Annotated in this window: 21 protein-coding genes; 13 read left to right on the forward strand and 8 right to left on the reverse strand. The window is 74.9% G+C overall.

Annotated features, from left to right (window positions below; genetic code table 11):
- Nucleotides 1-27: 27 nt before the first annotated feature.
- From ACFZBX_RS23810 to ACFZBX_RS23845, 8 genes are all read left to right on the forward strand, one after another.
- Nucleotides 28-984: an STM4015 family protein gene (locus tag ACFZBX_RS23810; protein ID WP_391535806.1), complete on the forward strand. Its 957-nt coding sequence runs from the start codon at nucleotides 28-30 to the stop codon at nucleotides 982-984.
- A 10-nt stretch (nucleotides 985-994) separates the two neighbouring features.
- Entirely contained in the window at nucleotides 995-2,236 is a 1,242-nt protein-coding gene (locus ACFZBX_RS23815; RefSeq protein WP_391535807.1) for an STM4014 family protein, read from the forward strand.
- 50 nt (nucleotides 2,237-2,286) lie between these two features.
- Nucleotides 2,287-3,129, forward strand: coding sequence for an STM4013/SEN3800 family hydrolase (locus ACFZBX_RS23820; RefSeq protein ID WP_391535839.1), 843 nt, complete (start codon nucleotides 2,287-2,289; stop codon nucleotides 3,127-3,129).
- A complete protein-coding gene (locus ACFZBX_RS23825) occupies nucleotides 3,126-4,544 on the forward strand; it encodes an STM4012 family radical SAM protein (protein WP_391535808.1) in 1,419 nt (472 codons plus the stop codon). The genes ACFZBX_RS23820 and ACFZBX_RS23825 overlap by 4 nt, the downstream gene beginning before the upstream one ends.
- Complete coding sequence (locus tag ACFZBX_RS23830; protein ID WP_391535809.1) at nucleotides 4,541-5,482, forward strand: STM4011 family radical SAM protein; 942 nt, start codon at nucleotides 4,541-4,543, stop codon at nucleotides 5,480-5,482. The genes ACFZBX_RS23825 and ACFZBX_RS23830 overlap by 4 nt, the downstream gene beginning before the upstream one ends.
- Nucleotides 5,483-5,732: 250 nt before the next feature.
- Nucleotides 5,733-6,962: a methyltransferase gene (locus ACFZBX_RS23835; protein ID WP_391535810.1), complete on the forward strand. Its 1,230-nt coding sequence runs from the start codon at nucleotides 5,733-5,735 to the stop codon at nucleotides 6,960-6,962.
- A 115-nt stretch (nucleotides 6,963-7,077) separates the two neighbouring features.
- Entirely contained in the window at nucleotides 7,078-7,467 is a 390-nt protein-coding gene (locus tag ACFZBX_RS23840) for a VOC family protein (RefSeq protein ID WP_391535811.1), read from the forward strand.
- Between the two features lie 424 nt (nucleotides 7,468-7,891).
- Entirely contained in the window at nucleotides 7,892-9,937 is a 2,046-nt protein-coding gene (locus ACFZBX_RS23845) for a hypothetical protein (protein WP_391535812.1), read from the forward strand.
- Between the two features lie 88 nt (nucleotides 9,938-10,025).
- Here the strand turns inward: ACFZBX_RS23845 and ACFZBX_RS23850 are convergent, their stop codons facing one another.
- Nucleotides 10,026-10,562, reverse strand: coding sequence for a MarR family winged helix-turn-helix transcriptional regulator (locus ACFZBX_RS23850; protein WP_391535813.1), 537 nt, complete (start codon nucleotides 10,560-10,562; stop codon nucleotides 10,026-10,028).
- A gap of 133 nt (nucleotides 10,563-10,695) precedes the next feature.
- On the opposite strand from ACFZBX_RS23850, the gene ACFZBX_RS23855 reads away from it, so the two are divergent.
- Nucleotides 10,696-11,106, forward strand: coding sequence for an organic hydroperoxide resistance protein (locus ACFZBX_RS23855; RefSeq protein WP_391535814.1), 411 nt, complete (start codon nucleotides 10,696-10,698; stop codon nucleotides 11,104-11,106).
- Nucleotides 11,107-11,202: 96 nt separating this feature from the next.
- On the opposite strand, the gene ACFZBX_RS23860 is transcribed toward ACFZBX_RS23855, so the two are convergent.
- On the reverse strand, nucleotides 11,203-11,616 hold the full coding sequence (locus ACFZBX_RS23860) for an SHOCT domain-containing protein (protein WP_391535815.1): 414 nt from the start codon (nucleotides 11,614-11,616) through the stop codon (nucleotides 11,203-11,205).
- Between the two features lie 293 nt (nucleotides 11,617-11,909).
- On the opposite strand from ACFZBX_RS23860, the gene ACFZBX_RS23865 reads away from it, so the two are divergent.
- Nucleotides 11,910-12,281: a hypothetical protein gene (locus ACFZBX_RS23865; protein ID WP_391535816.1), complete on the forward strand. Its 372-nt coding sequence runs from the start codon at nucleotides 11,910-11,912 to the stop codon at nucleotides 12,279-12,281.
- Nucleotides 12,282-12,366: 85 nt separating this feature from the next.
- On the opposite strand, the gene ACFZBX_RS23870 is transcribed toward ACFZBX_RS23865, so the two are convergent.
- The 3 genes from ACFZBX_RS23870 to ACFZBX_RS23880 all read right to left on the reverse strand — a co-directional run bounded on the left by ACFZBX_RS23870 (nucleotide 12,367) and on the right by ACFZBX_RS23880 (nucleotide 16,140).
- Nucleotides 12,367-13,050: a beta-glucanase gene (locus ACFZBX_RS23870; RefSeq protein WP_391535817.1), complete on the reverse strand. Its 684-nt coding sequence runs from the start codon at nucleotides 13,048-13,050 to the stop codon at nucleotides 12,367-12,369.
- Nucleotides 13,051-13,222: 172 nt separating this feature from the next.
- Nucleotides 13,223-13,930, reverse strand: coding sequence for a CBS domain-containing protein (locus tag ACFZBX_RS23875; protein WP_391535818.1), 708 nt, complete (start codon nucleotides 13,928-13,930; stop codon nucleotides 13,223-13,225).
- Nucleotides 13,931-14,457: 527 nt separating this feature from the next.
- Nucleotides 14,458-16,140, reverse strand: coding sequence for a penicillin-binding transpeptidase domain-containing protein (locus ACFZBX_RS23880; RefSeq protein WP_391535819.1), 1,683 nt, complete (start codon nucleotides 16,138-16,140; stop codon nucleotides 14,458-14,460).
- An 85-nt stretch (nucleotides 16,141-16,225) separates the two neighbouring features.
- Here ACFZBX_RS23880 and ACFZBX_RS23885 point away from each other — a divergent pair, with 85 nt between their 5' ends.
- Both ACFZBX_RS23885 and ACFZBX_RS23890 read left to right on the forward strand, forming a co-directional pair.
- Complete coding sequence (locus tag ACFZBX_RS23885; RefSeq protein WP_391535820.1) at nucleotides 16,226-17,185, forward strand: LysR family transcriptional regulator; 960 nt, start codon at nucleotides 16,226-16,228, stop codon at nucleotides 17,183-17,185.
- Between the two features lie 14 nt (nucleotides 17,186-17,199).
- Nucleotides 17,200-18,072 (forward strand): serine hydrolase, encoded by an 873-nt coding sequence (locus ACFZBX_RS23890; protein WP_391535821.1) that lies wholly within the window; start codon nucleotides 17,200-17,202, stop codon nucleotides 18,070-18,072.
- Nucleotides 18,073-18,627: 555 nt separating this feature from the next.
- On the opposite strand, the gene ACFZBX_RS23895 is transcribed toward ACFZBX_RS23890, so the two are convergent.
- Entirely contained in the window at nucleotides 18,628-19,527 is a 900-nt protein-coding gene (locus ACFZBX_RS23895) for an MBL fold metallo-hydrolase (RefSeq protein WP_391535822.1), read from the reverse strand.
- 182 nt (nucleotides 19,528-19,709) lie between these two features.
- Between ACFZBX_RS23895 and ACFZBX_RS23900 the strand changes: the two genes are divergently transcribed.
- On the forward strand, nucleotides 19,710-21,242 hold the full coding sequence (locus tag ACFZBX_RS23900; RefSeq protein ID WP_391535823.1) for an SDR family oxidoreductase: 1,533 nt from the start codon (nucleotides 19,710-19,712) through the stop codon (nucleotides 21,240-21,242).
- On the opposite strand, the gene ACFZBX_RS23905 is transcribed toward ACFZBX_RS23900, so the two are convergent.
- Both ACFZBX_RS23905 and ACFZBX_RS23910 read right to left on the reverse strand, forming a co-directional pair.
- Nucleotides 21,234-21,716, reverse strand: a complete 483-nt coding sequence (locus ACFZBX_RS23905; protein ID WP_391535824.1) for a MarR family winged helix-turn-helix transcriptional regulator — start codon at nucleotides 21,714-21,716, stop codon at nucleotides 21,234-21,236. The two genes, ACFZBX_RS23900 and ACFZBX_RS23905, sit on opposite strands and share 9 nt — an antisense overlap.
- A gap of 64 nt (nucleotides 21,717-21,780) precedes the next feature.
- A complete protein-coding gene (locus ACFZBX_RS23910) occupies nucleotides 21,781-23,958 on the reverse strand; it encodes an MMPL family transporter (RefSeq protein ID WP_391535825.1) in 2,178 nt (725 codons plus the stop codon).
- Between the last annotated feature and the right edge of the window lie 38 nt (nucleotides 23,959-23,996).

Raw genomic sequence — 23,996 nt, forward strand, 5'->3', positions numbered from 1 at the left:
ACCAGCCATGCCGCCCAGGGGGGCACCGTGTTCATCACCAACACCGTCGACCGCTTCCTCCACCTGCCCGTCGTCAACCTCTCGCTCAACGAGCCCGACCGGCACGAACGGCGCCGGCTGGCCGACGAGCTGCCGGCGGCGGACGCCGCCGCCTGGCGGCTGACCGTCGGCTACGGCTCGAAGCACGGCTTCGACGAGCTCTGGTCGGCCTTCCTCGCCGCGGTCGACCCGGCCGCCGTCCGCGCCCTGCTCATCGGCCCCTGGTGGGTGCGGGACTACGTGCCGGTGCGCGAGACGCTCGACCGGGTCCTCGCCGACGCCGATCGGTTCCCCGCCCTGGAGGCGCTCTTCATCGCCGACGTGACCTCGGAGGACTGCGAGATCTCCTGGCTGGAGATGTCGGACGTCACCCCTGTGCTGAAGGCGTTCCCGCAGCTCACCGACCTGGTGGTGCGCGGCGGCAACGGCCTGCGGCTCGACCCGGTCCGGCACGACCGGCTGACCGACCTGCGGTTCGAGAGCGGCGGGCTGCCCGACGACGTGGTGCGGGCGGTCGCGGCGAGCGAACTGCCCGCACTGGAGCGCCTCGAACTGTGGTTCGGGGTCGACGAGTACGGCGGCGACGCGACGATCGACGACATCGCACCGATCCTGACCGGCACCCGGCTGCCGTCGCTGCGCCACCTCGGCCTGGAGAACAGCGAGTTCCAGGACGAGATCGCCGCCGCCGTGGCGCACGCCCCGGTGGTGGCGCAGTTGGAGTCGCTCAGCCTGGCCATGGGCGTGCTGAGCGACGACGGCGCGGCGGCGCTGCTCGACGGCCAGCCGCTCACCCACCTCAAGTCCCTCGACCTGCACCACCACTACCTCACCGACGCCATGCAGGAGCGGGTGCGCCAGGCGCTCCCGGGCGTGGACGTCGACCTGTCCGACGCCGAGGAGGACGACGAGGACGAGTGGCGCTACGTCGCGGTGGCCGAGTAGGCGGGCACCGATGCTGACGACGACCGACCAGGCCGCCGGCCCGGCCCGGACCACGGACCCGGCGGCGACCGCGCACCGGCTCCCGGCGGACGGGCGGCTGACCGTGCTCGGCAACCCCGGCCACCGCCGGGTGACGCTGTTTGCGGCCGCCGCCCGGGCCGCCGGACTGCCCGAGCCCACCGTCCTCCCCTGGCTCGACCTGCTGCGCGGCACCTGCCGGCTGCCCGAGGGCACCGTGCTGCGGATCGAGTCACCGGGCGAGGAGGAGGCGGTGGACGCGCTGCTGCGCGGACCGGCGCTCGGCGCGCGGTACGCACCGACCCGGGTCGAGGGCGGCGCCGCCTGGTACGCCGGGGTGACGGCCGCGCTGCGCGCGCTGGCCCGGACCCCCGGGGTGCGGCTGCTCGGCGACCCGGAGGAGATCGCCGTGATGTTCGACAAGCGGCAGGCGCACGCGCTGCTGTCGCACGCCGGGGTGCCGGTGCCGCGCGCCCTCGACGGGGCCGCCGTCACGGGCTGGGACGACCTGCGCGCCCGGCTGGACGCCGAGGGGCTGCGCCGGGTCTTCGTCAAGCCGTCCCACGGCTCCTCCGCTTCGGGTGTGGTGGCACTGGAGTTCGGTCCGCGCGGCCAACTGCGGGCCACCACCTCGGTGGAGCTCTCCGACGGAGGGCTGCACAACTCGCTGCGGGTCCGCCGCTACCGGGAGGAGCGGGCGGTCGCGGAGCTGGTCGACCGGCTCGCCCCGGACGGCCTGCACGTCGAGCAGTGGGTGCCGAAGGCCTCCCAGGCGGGCCGCTCGGCCGACCTGCGGGTCGTCGTGGTCGCCGGACGGGCCACCCACGTGGTGGTCCGCACCAGTGCCCAGCCGATGACCAACCTTCACCTCGGCGGCGCCCGGGGCAGTCTGGAGCTGGCCCGCGAGGCCGCGGGTCCGGCCTGGCCGGACCTCCTGGAAACCGCGGAGCGGGCGGCCGCCTGCTTCCCGAACTCCCCGATGGTCGGTGTCGACGTGCTGCCGACCGCCGCCTGGCGGCGGGCGGTGGTCGGCGAGGTCAACGCCTTCGGCGACCTGCTTCCCGGCCTCACCGGCCTGCCCGAAGGCCCCGCCGAGGGCCTCGACACCTACGCCGCCCAACTCACCGCCCTCGGCGCACCGGCGACCGCGAGCGCACCCCCGACCGCGACCGCGACCGCACCGTCGGCACCCCCGCACCTGACGATCCACCCACGTACGGAACAGCCCCGATGAACCACCAGCCCAACCCCCCCGCTCCCGCCGCCCCGACCGGGCCCCCCGACATGAACGCCGTGGTGGGCAGCCACGACCTGCTGCTCGTCACGCTCGATACCCTGCGCTTCGACGTCGCCGAGGAACTGGCCGCCGCCGGACGGATCCCCAACCTGGCCGCCCACCTGCCCGGCGGGCGCTGGGAGAAGCGGCATTCCCCCGGCAGCTTCACCTACGCCGCCCACCAGGCGATCCTGGCCGGCTTCCTGCCGACCCCGGCCTCGCCCGACGGGCCGCACCCGCGCCTGTTCGCCGCCCGGTTCGCCGGTTCGGAGAGCACCGCTCCGCGCACCTGGGTGTTCGACGCCCCGGACCTGCCGGGCGCGCTCGCCGCCGCCGGCTACCGGACGGTCTGCATCGGCGGCGTCGGCTTCTTCAACAAGCAGGGGCCGCTGGGCTCGGTGCTGCCCGGGCTCTTCCAGGAGAGCCACTGGTCGCCCGAGATGGGCGTGCCCTCGCCCACCTCCTTCGAGGAACAGGTCGCCCGCGCGGAGCAGGTCGCCGCCGAGCAGCCCGCCGGGCAGCCGCTCTTCCTCTTCGTCAACGTCCCGGCGCTGCACCAGCCGAACTGGTTTCACCTGCCCGGCGCGACGCGCGAGCACGGTGACAGCCGGGCGAGCCACGCCGCAGCGCTGGAGTACGTGGACGCCCACATCGGCCGGCTGTTCGCGGCGATGAGCGCACGGCGGCCGTGCTTCGCGATCGTCTGCTCGGACCATGGCACGGCCTACGGGGAGGACGGCTACACCGGCCACCGGATCGGCCACGAGGTGGTCTGGACGGTGCCGTACGCCCACTTCACGCTCCCCGCGAGCACCCCGCCGTCCGCCGCGCCCGCCGAGGAGACCGCATGACCACCGCCCCCGCCCGGCCGGCCGACGGCACGACGCCCGCCGCCGCACCGGCCACCGCCACCGCACCGGCCACCGGACTGCCGTACGCGCCGCCGTACCAGTCGTACGTCTACGCCTACCCCCACAAGACCGCCTACCGCGCGCTGCCGGACCGCCCGCCGCTGCGTGAGCTGTGGGCGGGCGAGGCGCAGCACGCGCTCTCCCTCTACCTGCACATCCCGTTCTGCGAGGTGCGCTGCGGCTTCTGCAACCTGTTCACCCGGATCGGCGGTCCGGACGGCCTGACCACCGCCTACCTGGACGCCCTCGACCGGCAGGCGGACGCCGTGCGCGCGGCGCTGGACGAGGGCGCCCGGTTCGCGCTCGCCGCGTTCGGCGGCGGCACCCCCACCTATCTGAGCGCCGCCGAGCTGGAACGGCTCTGCGACATCGCCGAGCACCGGATGGGCGCCGACCTGCGGGCGGTCCCGCTGTCCGTCGAGGCCTCCCCCGCCACCGCCACGGCCGACCGCCTCTCCGTGCTCGCCGAGCGGGGCACCACCCGGCTGAGCCTGGGCGTGCAGTCCTTCGTCGACGCGGAGGCCCGTTCGGCGGTCCGTCCGCAGAAGCGCGCCGACGTCGAGGCCGCGCTGGGTCGGATCCGCGACGCCGGATTCCCGGTCCTCAACATCGACCTCATCTACGGAATCGACGGCCAGACCGAGGCCGGCTGGCTCCACTCACTGGACGCCGCCCTGGCCTGGGAGCCCGAGGAGCTCTACCTCTACCCGCTCTACGTGCGCCCGCTGACCGGCCTGGCGCGGCGCGGGGAGGCGGAGAGCCCGGTCCAGTGGGACGCCCGCCGACTCGCGCTCTACCGGGCCGGGCGCGACCACCTGCTCGCCCACGGCTACCAGCAGGTGTCGATGCGGATGTTCCGCCGGGCGGCCGCACCGCAGGCCGGGGTGAGCGAGTACGCCTGCCAGACCGACGGCATGGTCGGCCTCGGCTGCGGCGCCCGCTCCTACACGTCCCGGCTGCACTACTCCTTCGACTACGCGGTGGACGCCACCGAGGTGCGCCGCATCATCGACGACTACGTGGCCACCGAGACCTTCGACCGCGCGGTGGTCGGCCGGGCGATGACGCCGTCCGAGGCGCGTCGGCGGCACCTCGTGCAGTCGCTGCTCCAGGCCGAGGGAGTGGCGCTCGCCGAGTACCGGGACCGCTTCGGCAGCGCGCCGGCCGAGGACTTCCCCGCCGAGCTGGCGGAGTTCGAGGCCCGCGGCTGGCTCGCGGGCGGCGCGGACGGGGCGGGCGACACGGGCGGCGCGCTCCGGCTGTCCCCCGAGGGCCTCGCGCACTCCGACGCGGTCGGCCCGATGCTGTTCTCGCCCGAGGTGCGCACGCTGATGGCCGGATACGAGGCGAAATGACCTTCCTCGGCATGCCCTCGGCCGGACCCGCCACCGGCCTCCCGGCCACCGACCTCCCGAGCGCCGACGGCCCGGCCGGAGGGCCCCTCGACCTCAGCCTGCTCTACCGGGGCCCGCTGGCCTCCTGCGACTACGACTGCCCGTACTGCCCGTTCGCCAAGCGGCGCGACACGCCCGGCCAGCTGCGCGCCGACCGCGCCGCGCTGGAGCGGTTCACCGGCTGGGTGGCCGGCCGGGCAGGCACCGGCGACACCGTCTCGGTGCTGTTCACGCCGTGGGGCGAGGGGCTGGTGCGGTCCTGGTACCGGCGCGCCATGATCGAGTTGAGCCGTCTGCCGCACGTCCGGCGGGTCGCCGTGCAGACCAACCTCAGCTGCCGCACCGGCTGGCTGGCCGAGGCGGACCTGACCGCCCTCGCGCTCTGGGTCACCTACCACCCCGGCCAGGTCGACCACGACCGCTTCCTCGCCAAGTGCCGTGAACTCGACGCCCTGGGCGCGCGGTACAGCATCGGGGTGGTGGGGCAGCCGGAGCACCTGGCGGCGGCCCGGCGGCTGCGCGCCGAGCTGTCCCCGGCGGTCTACCTCTGGATCAACGCCGCCGAGGGCCGCACCTACACCGACGCCGAGGCGGCCGACTGGACCGCCCTCGACCCGCACTTCGGCTTCAGCCGGCACGCCCACCCCAGCGCCGGACGCCCCTGCCGCACCGGCGAGTCGGTCCTGTCGGTCGACGGCGACGGTACCGTGCGCCGCTGCCACTTCGTCCGCGAGGAACTCGGCAACCTCTACGACGGCTCCTACCGGCCCCGGCTCGCCCCACGACCCTGCCCGCTCCCGGTCTGCGACTGCCACATCGGCTACGTCCATCTGGAGACCCTGCCGCTGTACGACGTCTTCGCGGGAGGCGTCCTGGAACGCATCCCGCACACCTGGTGACGAGACGTCGCGGGGCGAAAAACCTGTTGCGGGCCGACCACAGCGCGTGACACCGTAACCGTGATCCCGAAGAAGGTGATCCAGCGAAAGGGCTGATCATGACAGCTTGTGCCGTACCGGGCCTGGTGCTCGGCGACCCCGCGGTCCGCACGCCGACCGGGGAGCCGCGTTTCGTCTGACCCACCGTTGTTCCCCTCCTCGTCGGCGTGTTCTTCGTGCCCATCCGCACGTTCGACCACGAGGAGTCCCGGTGCCCGCCACCGCCCACACCACCCTCACGCCCGTCACCACCCTGCCCGCCCGCTGGCACAGTGAGAACGGCACGCCGCCGCCGAGTCGTGTCGTACTCGCCGACGACCGGCTGCGGGCCGATGCCGCCCACCGTCTGGTCTCCGCCGGCAACGCCCTGCTCTGGCAGGGCGACTACCACGGCGCCCGCCAGTTGCTCGCCGCCCTCGCCCGCCGGGCCGAGCACGAGACCCGCCGAAAGCGCACCGCGGACCCGGTCACCACGGGCGAGGCGTTCCGGGAGCAGCGGAACGATCGGGCCCGGACCGCGCGCCTGCTCGGCCGCCTGGTGGTCCGGTTGGAGGCCGACCACGCGCTGCTGCTGCGCCGCGCGCCCGACGTCCGGCAGGCCTGCCGGGAGGCGTACGGCCCGGCGGAGGAGCCCCGGGTGGTCGCGCTGAGGGAGCTGCTCGGCGTCCTCGGCGCGCGGCAGTGGCGTGAGCGGGGCGTGGAGGTGCCCGCGCTCGGGGCACGCGTCCACCCGCACTACGGCGTGTTCTCCCCGGTCCGCGGCGAGTACGTCGACCTGGTGGCCCGGGCACCGCTGCCCGCCGCAGCGGCCATCGGCAAAGTCAACGCCGGCACCGGCACCAACGCCAGCAGCAACGCCGGCACCGACACCGACGGCACAGCGTTCGACCTCGGTACCGGCACCGGGGTGCTGGCCGCCGTGCTGGCCCGACGCGGGGTCGGACGGGTGCTGGTCACGGACGCCAATCCGCGCGCGCTCGACTGCGCCCGCGACAACGCACACCGGCTGGGCCTGGCCGACCGCATCCTGGCGGCCGGCACCGGCCTCTATCCGCCGGGCGACGGGCGGGCCGCCCTGGTGGTCTGCAATCCGCCCTGGTTGCCCGCCGAGCCGACCTCCGCCCTCGAACTCGGCGTGTACGACCCGGGCGGCCGGATGCTGCACGGCTTCCTCGACCGGCTGGCGGAGCGGCTCGCGTCCGGCGGCGAGGGCTGGCTGGTCCTCTCCGACCTCGCCGAGCACCTGGGCCTGCGCTCGCGCGCCGACCTGCACACCGCGTTCACCGCCGCCGGTCTGCGGGTCGTCGGCCGCCTCGACGCCCGCCCCCGGCACCGCCGGGCGACCGAGGCGGCCCACCCCACCCGAGGCCGTGCCACCGATCCGGTGCGCGCCGCCCGCGCCGCCGAGGTGACGTCGCTCTGGCGGCTCGCCCCGGCGTGACGCCCCGTCGCCCGCCGGACACGCAAGGACACGCCAGGACTTGCCCGGCGTCCGGCGGCCGTCCGGCATGGCCACCGCCGGCCCGACGTACCTACGCTGGAAGGACGAGGAGGCGATGAGCATGCTTGGAGACGCACCCCTGGTGGCGATCATCCCTGCCGCCGACCTGGCCCGGGCGAAGGCCTTCTACACCGACACCCTCGGCCTCAAACTCACCGACGCCGGTTCGGAGGGCGACCTGACCTTCGAGTGCGGCGGCACCGAGTTCGGCATCTACGAGACACCCAGCGGCGGCCAGGCCGCCCACACCCTGGCCAGCTTCAAGGTCCCCGACCTGGACGCCGAGATGGCCGCGCTGCGCGGCAAGGGCGTCGTATTCGAGGAGTACGACATGCCCGGGCTGAAGACCGTCGACGGCGTCGTGGAGGCCGAGGGCATGCGCGCCGCCTGGTTCAAGGACAGCGAGGGCAACATCCTCTGCCTGAACGAGCGGACCGCCGCCTGACGACCACCCACTCCCGCACCACCTGAGCGCCCGGCCGGGACCGACCCGGCCGGGCGTCGACCGGCCCGCTGCCGGGCCGCCCCGGAATGGATCTCCCATTCACCCGGAATCACGGCAGGATCGCGTCAAGATCGCCTTGAGATCGCGGCAGAATCGACCGGAAATGTCCGCACACGGATCTCACATCGGCATGATCAATTCGCCGAATGTCCGGCTTGCACCAATATTTCATGCAATGCCCGCTCTGCTTCTTTTGGTGCACGGCGGGCGTTTTGCTGGTTCACGCCCGACCCGTACCCCCGAAGATCGGCGGGGTTCGCCGACCGGGATTTGACGTCGGACGACGGCCTTGGGGATAGTCCGTTCCGGGCCGACGGGCGATTCCACCGATCTCCTGCTCGGGGGCAAGGAGACCGGGGGTGCGATGCGATTTCCGAAAACCGTGGGGACGGTCCTGGCCGTCGCCCTGAGCACACCCCAGGCGCCGGTCCACGCGGCCCCGGCGGAAATCGTCCAACCACCCGCTTCCGTCGCAGGTGCCACCAGAGGCGACGAATCGTTCCTGCAAATCGTCGCGCACCAGGACGACGACCTCCTCTTCATGACCCCGGACCTCAACCGGCAGTACGGGGCGCCGTCCGTCACCGTCTTCCTGACCGGCGGCGAGACGACGGGCACCCCGTTCCCCGGCCCGTGCGCCTACTCCGAGAGCCGGGACACCGGCGCCCGGGCCGCGCACGCCCGCCTGGCCGGCGTGGCCAATCCCAGCTGGAACACCGCCGCCGTACGGCTGACCAGCGGAAAGACCGTCCAGGTGGACACCCTGGACCAGGCGCCGCAGATCAAACTGGTGTTCCTCCGGCTACACGAGGGCGGCGACACGAACTTCCCCGGCGGCGCCGGCCAGGCCACCCTCGACACCCTGTTCAACGAGGGCCCGGGCGCGCCGTCCCACCAGGCCACACTCGGCAGCCTGCCCGCGGACGGCGAGTGCGACCCCGCGTACGCGAACCAGGCCTACACCCACGACGAACTCGTGGCCACGCTCACCGAACTGATGGAACGGTTCCGCCCGACCGTACTGCGCGCCCAGGACCCACGGGTGCCCTACGGCTACAGCCGCGATCCGCAGAATCCCGCCGACCACAATGACCACATCGCCGCCGCACGATTCGCCGGAAAGGCCGCCCTCGGTTATCACGGGCCGGACGGAAACGGCCGGGTGATACTCCGTAACTACCGCGACTACAATGTCCGAATGGACCCGCCGAATCTGCCCGCGAGTGCGGCGCGGGAGAAGCGGAAGACCTTTCTCGCCTACCTCGGGCCGAAGCGTTCCGTGGTCGGTGGCTGGTATTCCGGCGCCCATGACCCGCTGCCGGATCCGGACGAGCCCTATTTCTACGGCGCATTCCCGTCCCGGCAGTATCCGCGGTGGTCGAACGGCACCGCCTGGGCGGCCCAGGACGCCACCGGAGCGCTGAACGCCTTCGCCGTGCTCGACAACCGGGTGCAGGCCTGGCGCGAGCCCGTACCGGGCGGCGCGTGGAGCGGGCCGGTGCCCGTTCCCGGCGGCGAGGACCTCGCGCCCGCGCTCGGCGTGGTGCGGGACGCCGCCGGGCTGATCCACCTGTTCGGCTTCCGGCTGAGCGACGACCGGATCGTCACCGTCGCCCAGTCCGCCACCGCCCCGGGCAGTTGGGGCGAGTGGACGGTGCTCGGCACCCCCGACCCCGCCGCCCCCGGGTTCGTCGGCGGCCCCGCTCCGGTCCTCGGCGGCGACGGGCGGCTGACCGTGTTCGTCCGCAACACGGGCGGCGGCGTCAGCGCGCTGAGCCAACTGCCGGACGGCGGCTGGCCGGCGGACTGGGCCGACCTCGGCGGCACCCGGGTGCGGGACGGCCTGGCCGCCACCCTCGCCGCCGACGGCCGGATCGAGCTGTTCGCGCCGACCACGGACGGCATCGGGCACTGGCGGCAGTCGGCACCCGGCGGCCCCTTCGTCCGGGACACCGCCTTCCTCGGCCCGGCCCCGGCCGGGCCGCTCACCGTGAGCCGCGCCGACGACGGCCGGCTCGCGCTCTTCTTCCACCAGGCCGGCACCGGACAGGTCGTCACCCGCTCGACGCGGCCGAACGGTTCCTGGGCCACCACGCCCGAGTCGCTGGGCGGCCCGGCCGGCCTGGAGGGCGTCGCCGCGGTGACCGGGAAGGACGGCCGGACGACCGTGGCCATCCGCAACGGCGCCGGCGGGATCAGCCTGGCGTCGCAGTCGGCGCCGCACCGGAGCGCCGGCACCCAGTGGTCGGACCTCGGCCGACAGGTCGTCGGCACGCCGACCGTGGTGCTCGACGCCGTCGGCCGCCGCGTCGTGCTGGCGCTCGGGCCGGACGCCGTCCTGCGCGTCGCGCGGCAGGCCGAACCGGCGGCCGACAGCCCGTTCGGCCCCTGGCAGTCGGCCGGGAACTGAACCGGCCACCGGGAACCGAACCAGGAAACCGAGCCCGGCCCCGGCCCCGGTCCCGGCCGAGGAGGGCCCCACCGCCGGCGACGGGGCCTCAGCCCTCCGCAGCGAGCCCCGGGACGGCGGTGTCGAGGGCGAGGGTGACCTGGTCCAGCAGGGCCCGCAGCGTGGCGAGCTCCTCGACGGGCAGGCCGGTCGCGGCGAGCAGGCGGCGCGGCACCCGGCCGGCCCGCTCACGCAGGGCGGAGCCCTCATCGGTGAGACTGACCGTGACCGAGCGCTCGTCCTCGGGGCTGCGCTCGCGGCGCACCAGGCCGGCCGCCTCCAGCCGCTTGAGGAGCGGGGAGAGGGTTCCGGAGTCGAGCCGGAGGTGCTCGCCGATCCGCTTGACCGGCAGGTCACCGTGCTCCCAGAGGACGAGCATGACCAGGTACTGGGGGTAGGTCAGGCCGAGGTCCTTGAGCAGCACCCGGTAGACGCCGCCGAAAGCGCGCGAGGCGGCGTTCAGCGAGAAGCAGATCTGCCGGTCCAGGCGGAGCAGATCGGCGTCCTCGGGCAGATCGGACAGGTCGGGCAGGTCTGGCAGGTCGGGCAGGTCGGGCAGGTCGGGAAGCTCCGTCGGCTCGGTCATGGCCCCATGGTAGCGATGCCGCACACGCCATTGAGTTGTGCGCAATTGAATTGCGTGCTCTACTTGCTCTCGGCAGGCGGCCCGACCGGACCGCCGGACCGAGACTTCGCACGCAGGACGGAAGGGAACGGACATGGACGCGCTCTACACCGCAGTCGCCACCGCCAACGGCCGGGAGGGCCGCGCCGTCAGCTCCGACGGGCAGCTCGATCTCGCCCTGGCGATGCCGCCCGGCCTCGGCGGCAACGGGCAGGGCACCAACCCGGAGCAGCTCTTCGCGGCCGGCTACGCCGCCTGCTTCGCCAGTGCGCTGGGCCTGGTCGGCCGGCAGGCGAAGGTGGACACCGGCGACATCTCGGTGACCGCCGAGGTGTCCATCGGCCGCGACGGCGAGGGCTTCGGCCTCGCCGTGGTCCTGCGGGTCGAACTGCCGGAGGCGCTCGCGGGCGAGACCGGCGAGCTGCTGGTCAAGAAGGCGCACGAGGTCTGCCCGTACTCCAACGCCACCCGGGGCAACATCCCGGTCGAGCTCGTCGTCGAGTAGTCGAGTAGTCGAGCAGTAGATCACTCATTTTGTCGACAACCGGCAGTCGACCACCGACGGCCCCGTCGCGCAGCCGCGCGGCGGGGCCTCGCCGCGTCAGCCGTCCGGCCCCCGAGGCGGACGCGGCGGCGCGGGCGGGACGGGCGGCGTCGGCCCGCCACCCACCCCACTTCCCGGCGCCCCACCCGACCCACCACCCGCCTCGCGCAGGACCTCCAAGCGATGCCGGTACTCCTCCGCGTCGATCTCGCCGCGCGCGAACCGCTCCGCGAGCACCTGCTCGGCCAACGGCGCCGGCCCACCCCACTCGCCCGCCGGACCCGGCGGCCCCGCGGCCCACGCCCCCTTGGACGGCGGCCCGGCCGCCCGCGACTGCCGAACCAGGACCACCGCGAGGGCCACCAGCGCCAGCAGGACCAACAGCAGCCCCAACGCCATCAGCCCCAGGCCCCAGCCCCCGAACCCGTGCCCATGCCCGTAGCCGTCGCCGTAGCCGCTCCAGTACGTCATGACGACCTCCTCACCGCCCCGGCCAGCGGGCGGCGGCCACGACGGCCGGCCCGCCCCGGGGGCGATCGGCGCCTCACCACCATCCTGCGCCCCCGCCCGTCGGAGCGTCGTAGCGGACGGAGCGCCGCGACGAACGAAGCGCCGCGAGGAACGGGGCGCCATGAGGAACGGGGCGCCGGCCGGACGGAAAAGCCGCGCGAGGGAGCCCGCGAACACGGGCCGACCGACACCGGGTGGACCGGGAAACCCCCGACCCCGGGCCCGCCCGCACCGCGCCGGGTACCGTTCGCCCCATGAACCACCACCCGCCGGCCGACGACCGCGAGCGCCTTGTCGCGGCCGGGGTGCTGCTCCGCTACCAGGACCACCGCCCCCACCCCTCCCTCGGCCACTCCCCCATCGGCTACGTCTCGACGGCGCTCTGGTTCGAACTCACCGCACTGGCCATCGTCCCCGCCGCCGCGGCGGCGACCGCGCACGCGCTGCTGCGGTCCATCGCCGCCGGCGCGGTGGACGCCGCGCTCGCGCCGGGCAACGAGACCGCGCCGCGCGACGACCTCTACGTGACGTACCCCGCGCACATCGGCCCGTACCGCCGGGTGGTCTGGTTCCAGCGCTCGGGACCGCGCGGCCTGATCACCGCGATGTTCCCGCCCGACCACTGACCCCGCCCGGCCGCTGACCCAGCCCGACCACTGCCCCAGCCCGGCCGCCGACCCCGGCCCAGCGCCCCCGTCGCCGCCCCAGCGGTCAGGTCCGCCGCGGCGACCCGCCGGCCGGCACGCCGCGCTCGACCAGCAGGCTGTGACAGGTCCAGCCGAGCCGGTCCGGCCCGAAGGCCGGCGGACGGGCGTGGTACGTGCCGTCCGAGACCGAGAGGTTGACGATCAGGTACGCGTGCCAGTCGGCGCCCACACCCCGGCGGTCGGCGTGGATGAGGGTGCCGTCGACGAACCAGTCCACCGAGTGTGCGCCGAGCACCGTCCGGATGTCGAAGGTGGCGCCGGGGGCTATGCCGGCCTCCGCCCCGTGCCAGTACCGGTAGCCGCCCCGGACGTGGTTGGAGATCTCCAGCAGGTCAGGGTTGTCGGGGTGGTACTCGAACACGTCGATCTCGTTGCCGCCGTCCCGCCAGGTCCAGATCGCCGGCCAGGCCCCGATTTCCACGGGCAGGGTGACCCGTGCGCTCAGGGTGTCGCCGGTGCGGATCTGGAAGCCCTCCGGGCTGCCCTCGGTGGTGAGCAGGTTGCACGTCCACAGGTCCCCGCCCTGCCGCCGGGCAGCGGTGAACAGGCCGTCGGGGCAGTAGGCGCGGCTGAGGAAGTCGAGCTTGTGGTCGCCCCGGTTGGTCGGCCCCATCCGGGGATAGGCGCTGCTGCGCCCCGCGACCCACTGGCTGGTCGATGTGAAGTCCGCGTCGAACACGACGGCCACGGCTGCCTCCCCGGTCCCCGGCGTCGCGGCGGCCCGCTACCACCGCACACGGTGGGTGAGATACCCGGCACGCAGCGCGATATTCCGAACCGGACGCTCCGAGTCCGGGCTGCCACCCCGTCGAACGGCACGGGGCGGGCGACGACGGGCGAGGACGCGCAGGCGTACGGGGTCAGCCGATGGGCGCACGCGTGTCGTTCCCGCGCGCGTCGCCATCGCGCGCGCCCCCGGGGTCGGTCGGAGAGGCGTCCTCCGGGCCCAGGCCGCCGAAGGAGTCGGCGCTCAGCCGGTCGGTCACCGACACCACGCCGTCCACCGAGCGGCAGAGGTTCAGCACGATCGCCACGAGGTGCGGCTCGGGAACGGTGCCGCTGAGCACCACCCGCCCCTGGTCCACCTCGACGCCCACCTCGGCGGGGCTGACGCCCTCGACCCGCCCGAGCACCTCCTCCACGATCTCCCGGCGGATCACCCGGTCCTCGCGCAGGAAGATCCGCAGCAGGTCGCCACGGCTGACCATGGCGAACACCCGGCCGTCCTCGTCCAGCACCGGCAGCCGCTTCACACCGTGCTTGTTCATCAACCGGGCCGCCGCGACCACGCTGGCGTCCGGGGTGGTGCACACCACGGGGCCGGACATCAGGTCCGCCGCGGTGACCGCGCCGCCCGGACCGGTCCGGGCGAGGTCCGGCGGCGGCATGTGGCTGCCCTGGTCCTCCTGGGCGGCCAGGGTGAGCAGCAGGTCCGCCTCCGAGACGATGCCGAGCGGCCGGCCGTCGCCGTCCACCACCGGCACAGCGGTGATGTCGTACTCGGCCAGCAGCGCGACGATCTCCCGGAAGCCGGTCTGGGGAGCGACCTGGACCACGGGACTGGTCATCACTGATTCGACGGTGGCATGCCGCACGCCGGTTCACCTCGTCCGAAGGCGTGGTCCGACCGGACCCCTGTCGTCCGATCGGCTGTACCAGCGAGCATCTCCCCCGACCGGGCGATCCGCCAGGGGCCAAGGGGCTGAATCGACGGGACCAAGGGCCTCCCCCTCCCTACGCCGATCCGACCCGGACGGCATCGGACCTCCCGACCACCCCCCGCCCACCCGGCACCACCCCATTGCTCCGGACGGGCGACCCCCGACCCCCAGCCCCGACCCCTGGCCCCCACCCGCCCCGTCGCCGCCGCCACCACCGCCGACCGGCGCACCGCGGCGGCGAGGCCCGGCCCGCGCCGAACCCGGCACCGGCCGGACACCGGCGGCACGGTGGGAGCGCCCGAAGACGACCGGCCGGACGGCTCGCCGTTGGCGAATCCGGTGTCCCGTGCGATGGCCCGGCCCACGCCGAGGTGCGGGCCGAAGGCTCGGTGAGGCCGGGCAGCGGGGATCGCGGCGCCGGCGTCCGCCCCGCCTCACGACGGGTCGGCGGGGACGGCGGCGAGGAGGCTGCGGAGGATCGGGCCGGCCGAGGCGCCGCCCGTGACGCCCTGTTCGACGACGGCCGCCACGGCGACGTTGCCTCGGCGGGCGACGAGCCAGCCGTTGTTGGGCTCGGTCTCGGAGACCTCGGCGGTGCCGGTCTTCGCGCCGACGTCACCGGGGAGGTCGGCGAGCACGCCCGCCGTCCCCTCGGTGACGGTGGCCCGCATCAGCGTGCGCAACTGGGTCACCACGGACGGCGGGAGCGGCTTCGTCGAGGTTGTGTCGCCGCCGGGGGCGCCGCCGGGGAGGATGGTCGGCTGGTGGAACCGGCCGGACGCCGCGGTCGCCGTGACGGATGCCATAACCAGCGGGTTCGCCTGGATCCGGCCCTGTCCGATCATCGAAGCGGCCTTCTCCGTCTCGTCCTTGGGCACCGGCACCGAGCCGTCGAACGACGGGATTCCCACGTGCCACTCCTGCCCGACGCCGAAGTAGTCCCGCGCGACATCACCGAGTTCGCTGTCGCCGAGCTTGCCGCGCAGGCTGATGAAGGCGGTGTTGCAGGACTTGGTGAAGTCCTTCCGGAAGGTGGCGCCGGGGAACTCCGACGTCTCGACGTTGTGGAACTCCTTGCCGACGGTGAGGTACTTGGGGCAGTCCACGACGTCGTCGAGTCCGACGGCGTTCTTGAGCAGCAGCGCGCTACTGGTCACGATCTTCCAGGTGGAGCCGGGCGCGTACGTGCCGGACACCGCCCGGTTGAAGCCGGTGGCCGGGGAGTTGGCCATGGCGAGGACCTCGCCGTTGTCGACCCTCAGGGCGACGAGCGAGGCGTTCCTGCCGCCGGCCTTGTCGGCCATGGCCTTGTCCGCGGCCGCCTGCCAGGTGGCGTCGAGCGTCGTGGCCACCGGCCCGTCGGACTGCTGCACCTCCTCCTTCCCGAAGGTGGCCTCCGTGCCCTCGATCTCGCCGGTGACCCGGTCGACCAGCCGGATCGCGCCGCGCGGCCCGGAACCGCCGCCGGCGAGTTGGGACAGCACCGGCCGCAACGACGGGTGGGCCTCGCCCGTCAGGACGGTCCCCTTGCGGTCGGTGACCTTCGGCGTGGTGGCCTCCTCCCGCTCCAGGCGGAACTTGGCGGTGTCGCTGAGGTGCGGGTGGACGAGCGACTGGGTCCAGTCCACCTTCCACCCGCCGCCCTCCTGCTGCTGCCGCACGGGCAGCTCGGAGCGGTAGGTCCAGGTGCCCAGGCCGGTGACGGGCATCTTCGCCGTGAAGGCGACCCGGACCGTGCCGTCGTCCTGCCTGACGGCCTCCTCGGGGGTGAGTTCCGGGCCGCTGATGTCGAGCCCCACGGTGAAGTTGCGCAGCACTTCCTGGGCCTTCACGGGACTCGTGGTGCGGGCGCCCGCGCTGTCGAGCCGGCCGCCCGCCCAGTCCGCGAGGAACGCCCCGGCCTCGGCGGTCGCGGCGGGATCGGGGGTGGTGTCCCGCGCGGAGGGCCCGGAGCCGGAGCCGGAGCCGGAGCTGGTGGCGAAGGTGCCGCACGCGGCGACGGCCGTCACGACGGCCAGGGCGACGCCCGCCCGCAGGCCGGGGTGGCGGGCCCGGTGGCGGTGCGTGGTGGTGGTGTTCCAGGGGGCCGCGCCGGGAGGTGAGGAGAGCTCTGTCATGCCGTGAGGAGAACAACCGGCCCGGCGTCACGTCCAATTCCGATATCAATGGACCATCGATCAAGATTACGTATAATTGCTGGTCGTGGACCTGATCCGGCACCTGGAGTGCTTTGTGGCTGTTGCAGAAGAGTCACACTTCGGGCGTGCGGCGGCCCGCCTGGGGATGGCCCAGCCGCCGCTGTCGCAGCGCGTCCAGCGGCTGGAGCGGGAGCTGGAGGTGCGGCTCTTCGACCGGACCAGCCGCCAGGTGACCATCACCAAGGCGGGTCTGCTGCTGCTCCCCGAGGCCCGCGAACTGATCGCCCGGTCCGAGGCGCTGCTGGCGGCCGCGCGCCGGATCAGGGACGGCGACAGCGGGCTGCTGCGGGCGGGACTGCCGCCCGACATCGCCGGCGACACCGTCGCCGCGCTCCTCACCGGCTTCCAGGAGCGCTGCTCCGGAGTGGAACTGGAACTGCACGAGCTGTCCACCACGGACCAGCTCGCCCGCCTCGCCGCGCACGAACTCGACGTCGGGCTGATCCACCACCCCTGCGACGTGACCGGCCTCGAACTCGGCCCGGTGTTCCGCCGCGACCTCGGCGTCCTGCTCCCGCGCGAGGCCGAAGCGGCCCGGTCCGCCGAAGTACCGCTCTCCGCGCTCGCCGGATTCGACCTGATCCTCTTCCCCCGGGCCGACGCCCCTGTGCTCCACGACGACCTGCTCACCACCTGTGCCCGCGGCGGCTACCAGCCTCCCGCGGTCCGGCACGGGCAGGGCGCCAGCTTCGTGCGCGGCCTGGTGCTCTCCGGCGGCGCCGTCGCCTTCGGCTCGCGCGACGCGCAGCCCGCCGGCCCCGACGCCGACCTGGTGTGGCGGCCCCTCGCGGGCACCCCGCTCGCCTGGCGGCACTCCGTCGCCTGGCCGCCCGGGCACGGCGACACCGCCGTACGGGCCTTCAGCGACGCCGTCACGCACGCGCTGGGCACCACCACCGACGCCCGACCCGACACCCCCACCCGCCCGATGCACCTGCGCCCGGCGGCGGAGTACTGGCTGTGAACCATACTGTGAAGGTGCCCGACGCCCCCGACCGCATCCGCGCGGCCTTCGCCGACGCCGGAGTCACCGGACGGCTGCACGCCGTCGACATCGACTCCGACGCCCAACTCGACGTCGAGGCCGACCAGCCGGTCTGCACGGCGAGCGTGCACAAGCTGTGCCTGCTGGTGGCGCTGCACGAGCTGGCCGCGTCCGGCCGCCTCGACCTCACGGAGCAGGTCGAGTGCCCGCCGGGCGACCGCGCGCCGGGACCCACCGGGCTCGCCGCGATGCTGGACACCGCCCGGCTGTCGCTGCGCGACCTCGCCTACCTGATGATGGCCGTCAGCGACAACGCCGCGGCGGACCTGCTGCTCGCCCGGGTCGGCCTCGACGCCGTCAACCGCACGACGGACCGCCTGGGCCTCGACGCGACCCGCGCCGTGGAGTCCTTCGGCGCCATGCTCGCCGGCGTCAAACAGGACGCCGGGCCCGCCGGCGCCCGAGCACTGGCCGACCCGCACGTCATCGCGCGGCTGCGCGCCCTCGACCCGGCCCGCAGCAACCGCAGCACCCCGCGGGACATGACGCGCCTGCTGCGCGCCGTCTGGCGCGACGAGGCGTGCACCCCCGAACACGGCGCCGCCATCAGGCGGATCATGGGCCTTCAGGTGTGGCCGCACCGCCTGGCCTCCGGGTTCCCGTTCGACGACGTGCACGTCTCGGGCAAGACCGGGTCGCTGCCGACCCTGCGCAACGAGGTGGGCGTCGTCGAGTACCCCGACGGCGGCCGCTACGCCGTCGCCGTCTTCACCCGGACCGCCAGCACCGCGGCCACCCTGCCCGTGGCCGACGCCGTCATCGGCACGGCCGCCCGCATCGCCGTGGACGCCCTGCGCAGCCGCTGAAGGCGCGGGCCCCCGGGCCAGCCGGTCACCGGCTGCTCGTGACGGACGGACCGCCAGACGTGCCGTGCCCGGGGCGGGCGGGCCGTCCGGCTCGTCCCACAGGCAGACGACCCCGGCCGCGGTGCCGTCCGTCCCGGTGCACGGTGCGGCCGTACAGCTCGTACGGGCTCGCGGCGGTGCCGATGGCGCGCCGTCCAGCAGGGCGGCGAGGAACTCCTCGGGGCTGCGGCGGACCTGGTCGGCCAGCACCTCGACCTGCAGAATGCGGCCGGGCGCCAGGAAGCGGTACGCGCCGCCCGCGACCCGGGCGGAGAACCCACCGGTCCGCTCGACGGACCAGTGCTCGGCCACCCGGCCGAGGGCGTCGTCACGGTCCCGGGTGGCGGTCAGGTCGCGGCGCAGCAGCCCGCCGTCGCCGTCGGCCACGCACCGGGTCTCGTCGGCGTCGCGCACGAGGACGGTGGCCGGGGCGCCGAGGAGGCCGGCGCCCCGGCTGCGCTGCACGCGGTGCAGCGCAGCGAGGACCGCCCCGGAGGGGGCCGGTGCGGGAGCGGGTCAGTGGTCCCAGACGGCCGGGACGAAGCGGAAGGCGTCGCCGGCGGCCGCGACGTGGCAGACGGACGGGAAGGGCAGGTGGGTGGCCACCAACTGGTCGCCGCTCGCCGCGAGTTCGGTGAGCAGGCGGGTCCGGACGCGGGTGGACTCCTCGGGGTCGTGGTCGAAGCCGTTGTGCCAGTCGGGCTTGTCGAAGCCGCACTGGAACACGGCGTCGCCGGCGAAGGTCAGGCGGTCGCCGCCGGACTCCAGGCGGACGATGCTGTGGCCGGGGGTGTGGCCGCCGGTGCGGCAGATCCGCACGCCCGGCGCCACCTCGTACTCCGTCTCGAACGGGCGCAGCTGACCGCGGTACACCTCCAGGAAGCGCGAGGCGGTGGTGCGCAGCACGTCCGGGACCGGGCCCGGCATGGCGGTGCGGGAGAAATCGGGCGCCGCCCAGAACTCGGCCTCGGCGGCGGCCAGGTGGACCCGCAGGTCGGTGCGGAGCCGGCCCCGGAGGCCGTCGACGAGCAGCCCGCCGATGTGGTCCATGTGCAGGTGGGTGAGCACCACGTCGGTCACGGACCCGGGGTCGATCCCGGCGGCCTCCAGCCGCGTCGCCAACTGCCCGGCGCGCGGGAAGCCCGGGAACTCCGTCCCCAGTCCGGAGTCGACGAGGACGGTGCGGTCGCCGCTGCGCACCACGGCCACGTTCAGCGGCCAGTCGATCAGTTCCTTCGGCAGGAACATGTCGCTGAGCCAGGCCGTCAGCTCGGCCGTGGCGGCGTTGACGGCCAGCGTGGTCGGGGAAATCGGCAGCACGCCGTCGCTGATCACCAGCACGTCGATGTCGCCGACCTTCAGCGCGTAGCGCGACGGGACGAGTTCGTCGTGTGCGGCGGTGTGGACCAGGCTCATGGTGTCCTCCTCGGGAAGAGCGTTCGGTCATCCCTTATGACCGGACAGCCGCCCGGCCTGTGACAGCCGCCCGGACGGCCGCCGTTGCGCCGGACGGGCGAGGGGCCGGTGGCGGCGGCGGTGCGGGGACGGTCCGGTGCGGCGATCATCGTGGCGTCCGCCCACCGTCCCCGGGAGCCGCCGTGACCGACGCCGACCGTCCTGTCCGTACCGGGCCGCAGCGCTGCCTGGTGACCGGGGCCACCGGGTACATCGGCGGCCGGCTGGTGCCGGAGCTGCTGAAGGCGGGGTACGCCGTGCGGTGCCTGGTCCGGAACCCGGACCGGTTGCGGGACCATCCGTGGCGCGCGCGGGTGGAGGTCGCGGCGGGGGACGTGACCCGGGCGGAGAGCCTGGAGGGGGCCTTCGACGGGGTCGACGTCGCCTACTACCTGGTGCACGCGCTCGGCACCGGTGCCGGGTTCGAGGCCACCGACCGGGCCGCCGCGGCGGCGTTCGGGCGGGCGGCGGCCCGGGCGGGCGTGCGGCGGATCGTCTACCTGGGCGGGCTCGCCCCCGCCGGGGTGCCCGCCGAACGGCTGTCACCGCACCTGCGCTCCCGGGTCGAGGTCGGGCGGGTGCTGCGCGACAGCGGTGTGCCGACCGCCGAGCTGAGAGCGGCGGTGATCATCGGCTCGGGGTCGGCCTCCTTCGAGATGCTCCGCCATCTGACCGAGCGCCTGCCGGTGATGGTGACCCCGCGCTGGGTGGACACCCGGATCCAGCCGATCGCCGTGCGGGACGTGCTGCGGCTGCTGGTCGGGGCGGCCGCGCTGCCGCCGGGGGTGAACCGCGCGTTCGACATCGGCGGGCCCGAGGTGCTGACGTACCGGCGGATGATGGAGCGCTACGCGGCGGTGGCCGGGCTGCCGCGCCGGCTGATCCTGGCCGTCCCCGTCCTCACCCCGCGGCTCTCCAGCCTCTGGGTCGGCCTGGTGACGCCGGTGCCGGGGTCGATCGCCCGGCCGCTGGTGGAGTCGCTGCGCTACGAGGTGGTCCGCGGCGAGCACGACCTCGACCGCTACCTCCCGGAGCCGGCGGGCGGCGCCATCGGCTTCGACGCGGCGGTGCGGCTCGCGCTGCGGCGGATCCGGGACGCGGACGTCGCCACCCGGTGGTCCTCCGCCTCGCTCCCCGGCGCTCCGAGCGACCCGCTGCCCACCGACCCGGACTGGGCCGGCGGCAGCCTCTACCAGGACGTCCGGGAGCTGCGGGTGGACGCCGATCCGGCGGCGCTGTGGCGGGTGGTGGAGGGAATCGGCGGCGAGAACGGCTGGTACTCCTTCCCGCTCGGCTGGGCGGTGCGCGGCTGGATCGACCGGCTGGCCGGCGGGGTGGGGCTGCGGCGCGGGCGGCGGGACCCGGCGCGGCTGCGGGTCGGCGAGTCGCTGGACTTCTGGCGGGTGGAGGAGATCGAACCGGGGCGGTTGCTGCGGCTGCGCGCGGAGATGCGGCTGCCCGGACCGGCCTGGCTGGAGCTGGCGGTCGCGCCGGACGGGGCGGGCGGCAGCCGCTACCGGCAGCGGGCGCTGTTCCACCCGCGCGGGCTGGCCGGGCACGCGTACTGGTGGGCGGTCGCGCCGTTCCACGCCGCGGTCTTCGGCGGGATGGCCCGGCGGATCACCGAGCAGGCCGCCCGCGAACCCCGGGAGGGGTCGGCGAGCGGCTCACCGTGAGTGCCGCAGGTCCTCCAGCTCGCCGGTCATCCGGCCGAGGAAGCGGGCCACGGCGGCGAGTTCGGCGGGCGTGAACTCGCCGCGCACGGCCTCGGTGCGGCGGGCGACCGGCGCGAACCACTCGGCGGCCATCCGGCCGGCGCCCGGGAGGTACTGCACCAGGACCAGCCGGCGGTCCGCCGCGTCCCGGGTGCGGCGGATGTGCCCGGCCCGCTCCAGCCGGTCCAGGACGGCGGTGACGGCGCCCGAGGAGAGGCCGAGCTCCTCGCCGAGCCGCCCGGGGGTGATGCCCGGGGAGCCGGTGGCGTCGCCGGCGCGCATGATCGCGAGCAGCGCCTGGACGTCGGTGGTGTGCAGGCCGCTGGCGGCGGCGAAGCCGTGGCCGAGCAGGTTCATCTCGGAGGCGAGGTCCTGCAACAGCCGGCCGAGCTCGGGCGTGCCGTGCGACCCGTGCTGTTCCCCCTGCTGTGCCAAGGCCTGTTCTCCGGTTGCGTACGACGTCGGGCTAATCGGTTCAGCCTAACGGTGCCGCCCGCGCTCAGGAGATCCCCGGGCCGACGCGCTCGCCCTCCTGCTCCGGATCCGGCGCCGGGCGCGCGGCCGCCGGGCGCCCGGTGCGGGCCGGCCACCAGACCCGGTCGCCGAGGTCCCGGACCAGGGCCGGCACCAGCAGCGAGCGCACCAGCAGGGTGTCCAGCAGCACGCCGAAGGCCACGATGAAGGCGATCTGGGCGAGGAACGCCAGCGGGATCACGCCGAGCGCGGCGAAGGTCGCGGCCAGCACCACGCCCGCCGAGGTGATCACCCCGCCGGTGGCGGTGAGCCCGCGCAGCACCCCCTCGCGGGTGCCGGAGCGCAGCGCCTCCTCGCGGACCCGGGTCATCAGGAAGATGTTGTAGTCGACGCCGAGCGCGACCAGGAACACGTAGCCGTACAGCGGCACCGAGGGGTCCACGGCGGAGAAGCCGAACACGTGCGGGAAGACCACCGCGCTCACGCCGAGCGTCGCCAGGTAGGAGAGCGCGACGGTGGCGGCCAGCAGCACCGGCGCCACCAGCGAGCGCAGCAGCAGGACGAGGACGGCGAGCACGCACAGCAGCACCACCGGGGTGATGAGGGTGCGGTCGCGCGCGGCGGTGGCACGGGTGTCGTCCTGCTGCGCGGTGTAGCCGCCGACCAGCGCCTCGGCGCCGGGGACGGCGTGCACGGCCTGGCGCAGCCGGTGCACGGTGGCGATCGCCTCGTCGCTGTCGGCCGGGTCGGTGAGCGTCGCCTCCAGCCGGACCCGGCCGTCGACGACCAGCGGCGCGCCGCCCGGGGTCCCGGAGGTGGTGGCGCGCACGCCGGCCACGCCGGGGACGGCGGCGGCCGCTTCGGTGACGGCCTCGGACCGGTCGGCGGCGGCGATCACCACGGCGGGGTTGCCGCTGCCGCCGGGGAAGTGCGCGGAGAGCAGCCGCTGGCCGGCGGCGGAGGGCTGGGCCTTGACGAACAGCTCGCTCTGCGGCACCCCGCCGGCGTCGAGGGCGGGGGCGAACGCGGCGAGCGCCGCCAGCACGGCCAGGCTCGCCGCCCACAGGGCGCGCGGGCGGCGGGCGACCAGCGCGGCGACCCTGGTCCAGACGGCGTGCACCGGGGCCCGGCCGTCGGCGGCGGGCCGGGCCGGCCAGTAGGCGGCGCGGCCTGCCAGCACCAGGGCGGCGGGCAGGAAGGTGAGCGCGGAGAGCACGGCGCAGCCGATGCCGATGGCGCCGACGGGGCCGAGCGCCCGGTTGTTGGTGAGGTCGGAGAGCAGCAGTACCAGCAGGCCGAGCGCGACGGTGGCGCCGGAGGCGGTGATCGGCTCGACGGACTGCCGCCAGGCGGTGCGCATCGCGGCGAACCGGTCGCCGTGCAGGTGCAGTTCCTCGCGGAAGCGGGCGGAGAGCAGCAGGCCGTAGTCGGTGGCGGCGCCGATCACCAGGATCGACAGCAGGCCCTGGACCTGGCCGTCGACGGTGACCAGGCCGTGGTCGGCGAGCAGGTAGACCAGGGCGCAGGCGATGCCGAGCGCGAAGACGGCGCCGAGGATGACCAGCAGGGGCAGCAGCACGGCGCGGTAGACGGCGAGCAGGATCAGCAGGACGACGCCGAGCGCGACGCCGAGCAGCAGGCCGTCGATGCCGGCGAAGGCGCCGCCGAGGTCGGTGAGGATGGCGGCGGGTCCGGCGAGGCCGACGGTGGTGTCGGGGACGCGTTCGGCGAGTTCGCGGACGGCGCGCACGGTGTCGCCGGTCTCGCGGCCGAGGTCGGCCCGCAGTTGGACGACGCCCTGGACGGCGCGGCCGTCGGCGGCGGGCAGGGCGGGCGAGACGCGTCTGGTGGCGCCGGGCAGGGCGGCCGCGTCGTGCAGGGCCTGTTCGGCGGCGGCGCGCCGGGTGTCGTCCAGGGGGCCGGTGCGGCTCTCCCAGACGACGATGACCGGCAGGGCGTCGTCGGCCCGGAAGGCCTCACCGAGCCGGGCGGCCTCGGTGGACTCGGCGCTGCGGGGCAGGAAGGCGGCCCGGTCGTTGGTGGCGACCTCGCCGAGCCGGCCCGCGTAGGAGCCGAAGGCGCCGCCGAGGCCGAGCCAGAGGACCAGCAGGGCGAGCGGGACGAGCAGCCGGGCGCGGCGCCGCCGGGCGGGCGGGGGCGGGAGCTGCGGCGGGGTGGCGGGGGCGGGACGGTCAGCGGGCATGGCGGGGCGCCCTCCGGGCTGGAGCGGGTGGCGGACAG

The organism is Kitasatospora sp. NPDC008115 (genome assembly GCF_042957205.1).
Lineage (GTDB): Bacteria > Actinomycetota > Actinomycetes > Streptomycetales > Streptomycetaceae > Kitasatospora.

Bases quoted from the DNA above. Each gene is read 5' to 3' on its own strand.
- ACFZBX_RS23815 (WP_391535807.1), top strand. From the start codon at position 995: ATGCTGACGACGACCGACCAGGCCGCCGGCCCGGCCCGGACCACGGAC.
- ACFZBX_RS23820 (WP_391535839.1), top strand. From the start codon at position 2,287: ATGAACGCCGTGGTGGGCAGCCACGACCTGCTGCTCGTCACGCTCGAT.
- ACFZBX_RS23825 (WP_391535808.1), top strand. From the start codon at position 3,126: ATGACCACCGCCCCCGCCCGGCCGGCCGACGGCACGACGCCCGCCGCC.
- ACFZBX_RS23830 (WP_391535809.1), top strand. From the start codon at position 4,541: ATGACCTTCCTCGGCATGCCCTCGGCCGGACCCGCCACCGGCCTCCCG.
- ACFZBX_RS23840 (WP_391535811.1), top strand. From the start codon at position 7,078: ATGAGCATGCTTGGAGACGCACCCCTGGTGGCGATCATCCCTGCCGCC.
- ACFZBX_RS23845 (WP_391535812.1), top strand. From the start codon at position 7,892: ATGCGATTTCCGAAAACCGTGGGGACGGTCCTGGCCGTCGCCCTGAGC.
- ACFZBX_RS23850 (WP_391535813.1), bottom strand. From the start codon at position 10,562: ATGACCGAGCCGACGGAGCTTCCCGACCTGCCCGACCTGCCCGACCTG.
- ACFZBX_RS23855 (WP_391535814.1), top strand. From the start codon at position 10,696: ATGGACGCGCTCTACACCGCAGTCGCCACCGCCAACGGCCGGGAGGGC.
- ACFZBX_RS23860 (WP_391535815.1), bottom strand. From the start codon at position 11,616: ATGACGTACTGGAGCGGCTACGGCGACGGCTACGGGCATGGGCACGGG.
- ACFZBX_RS23865 (WP_391535816.1), top strand. From the start codon at position 11,910: ATGAACCACCACCCGCCGGCCGACGACCGCGAGCGCCTTGTCGCGGCC.
- ACFZBX_RS23875 (WP_391535818.1), bottom strand. From the start codon at position 13,930: ATGACCAGTCCCGTGGTCCAGGTCGCTCCCCAGACCGGCTTCCGGGAG.
- ACFZBX_RS23880 (WP_391535819.1), bottom strand. From the start codon at position 16,140: ATGACAGAGCTCTCCTCACCTCCCGGCGCGGCCCCCTGGAACACCACC.
- ACFZBX_RS23895 (WP_391535822.1), bottom strand. From the start codon at position 19,527: ATGAGCCTGGTCCACACCGCCGCACACGACGAACTCGTCCCGTCGCGC.
- ACFZBX_RS23910 (WP_391535825.1), bottom strand. From the start codon at position 23,958: ATGCCCGCTGACCGTCCCGCCCCCGCCACCCCGCCGCAGCTCCCGCCC.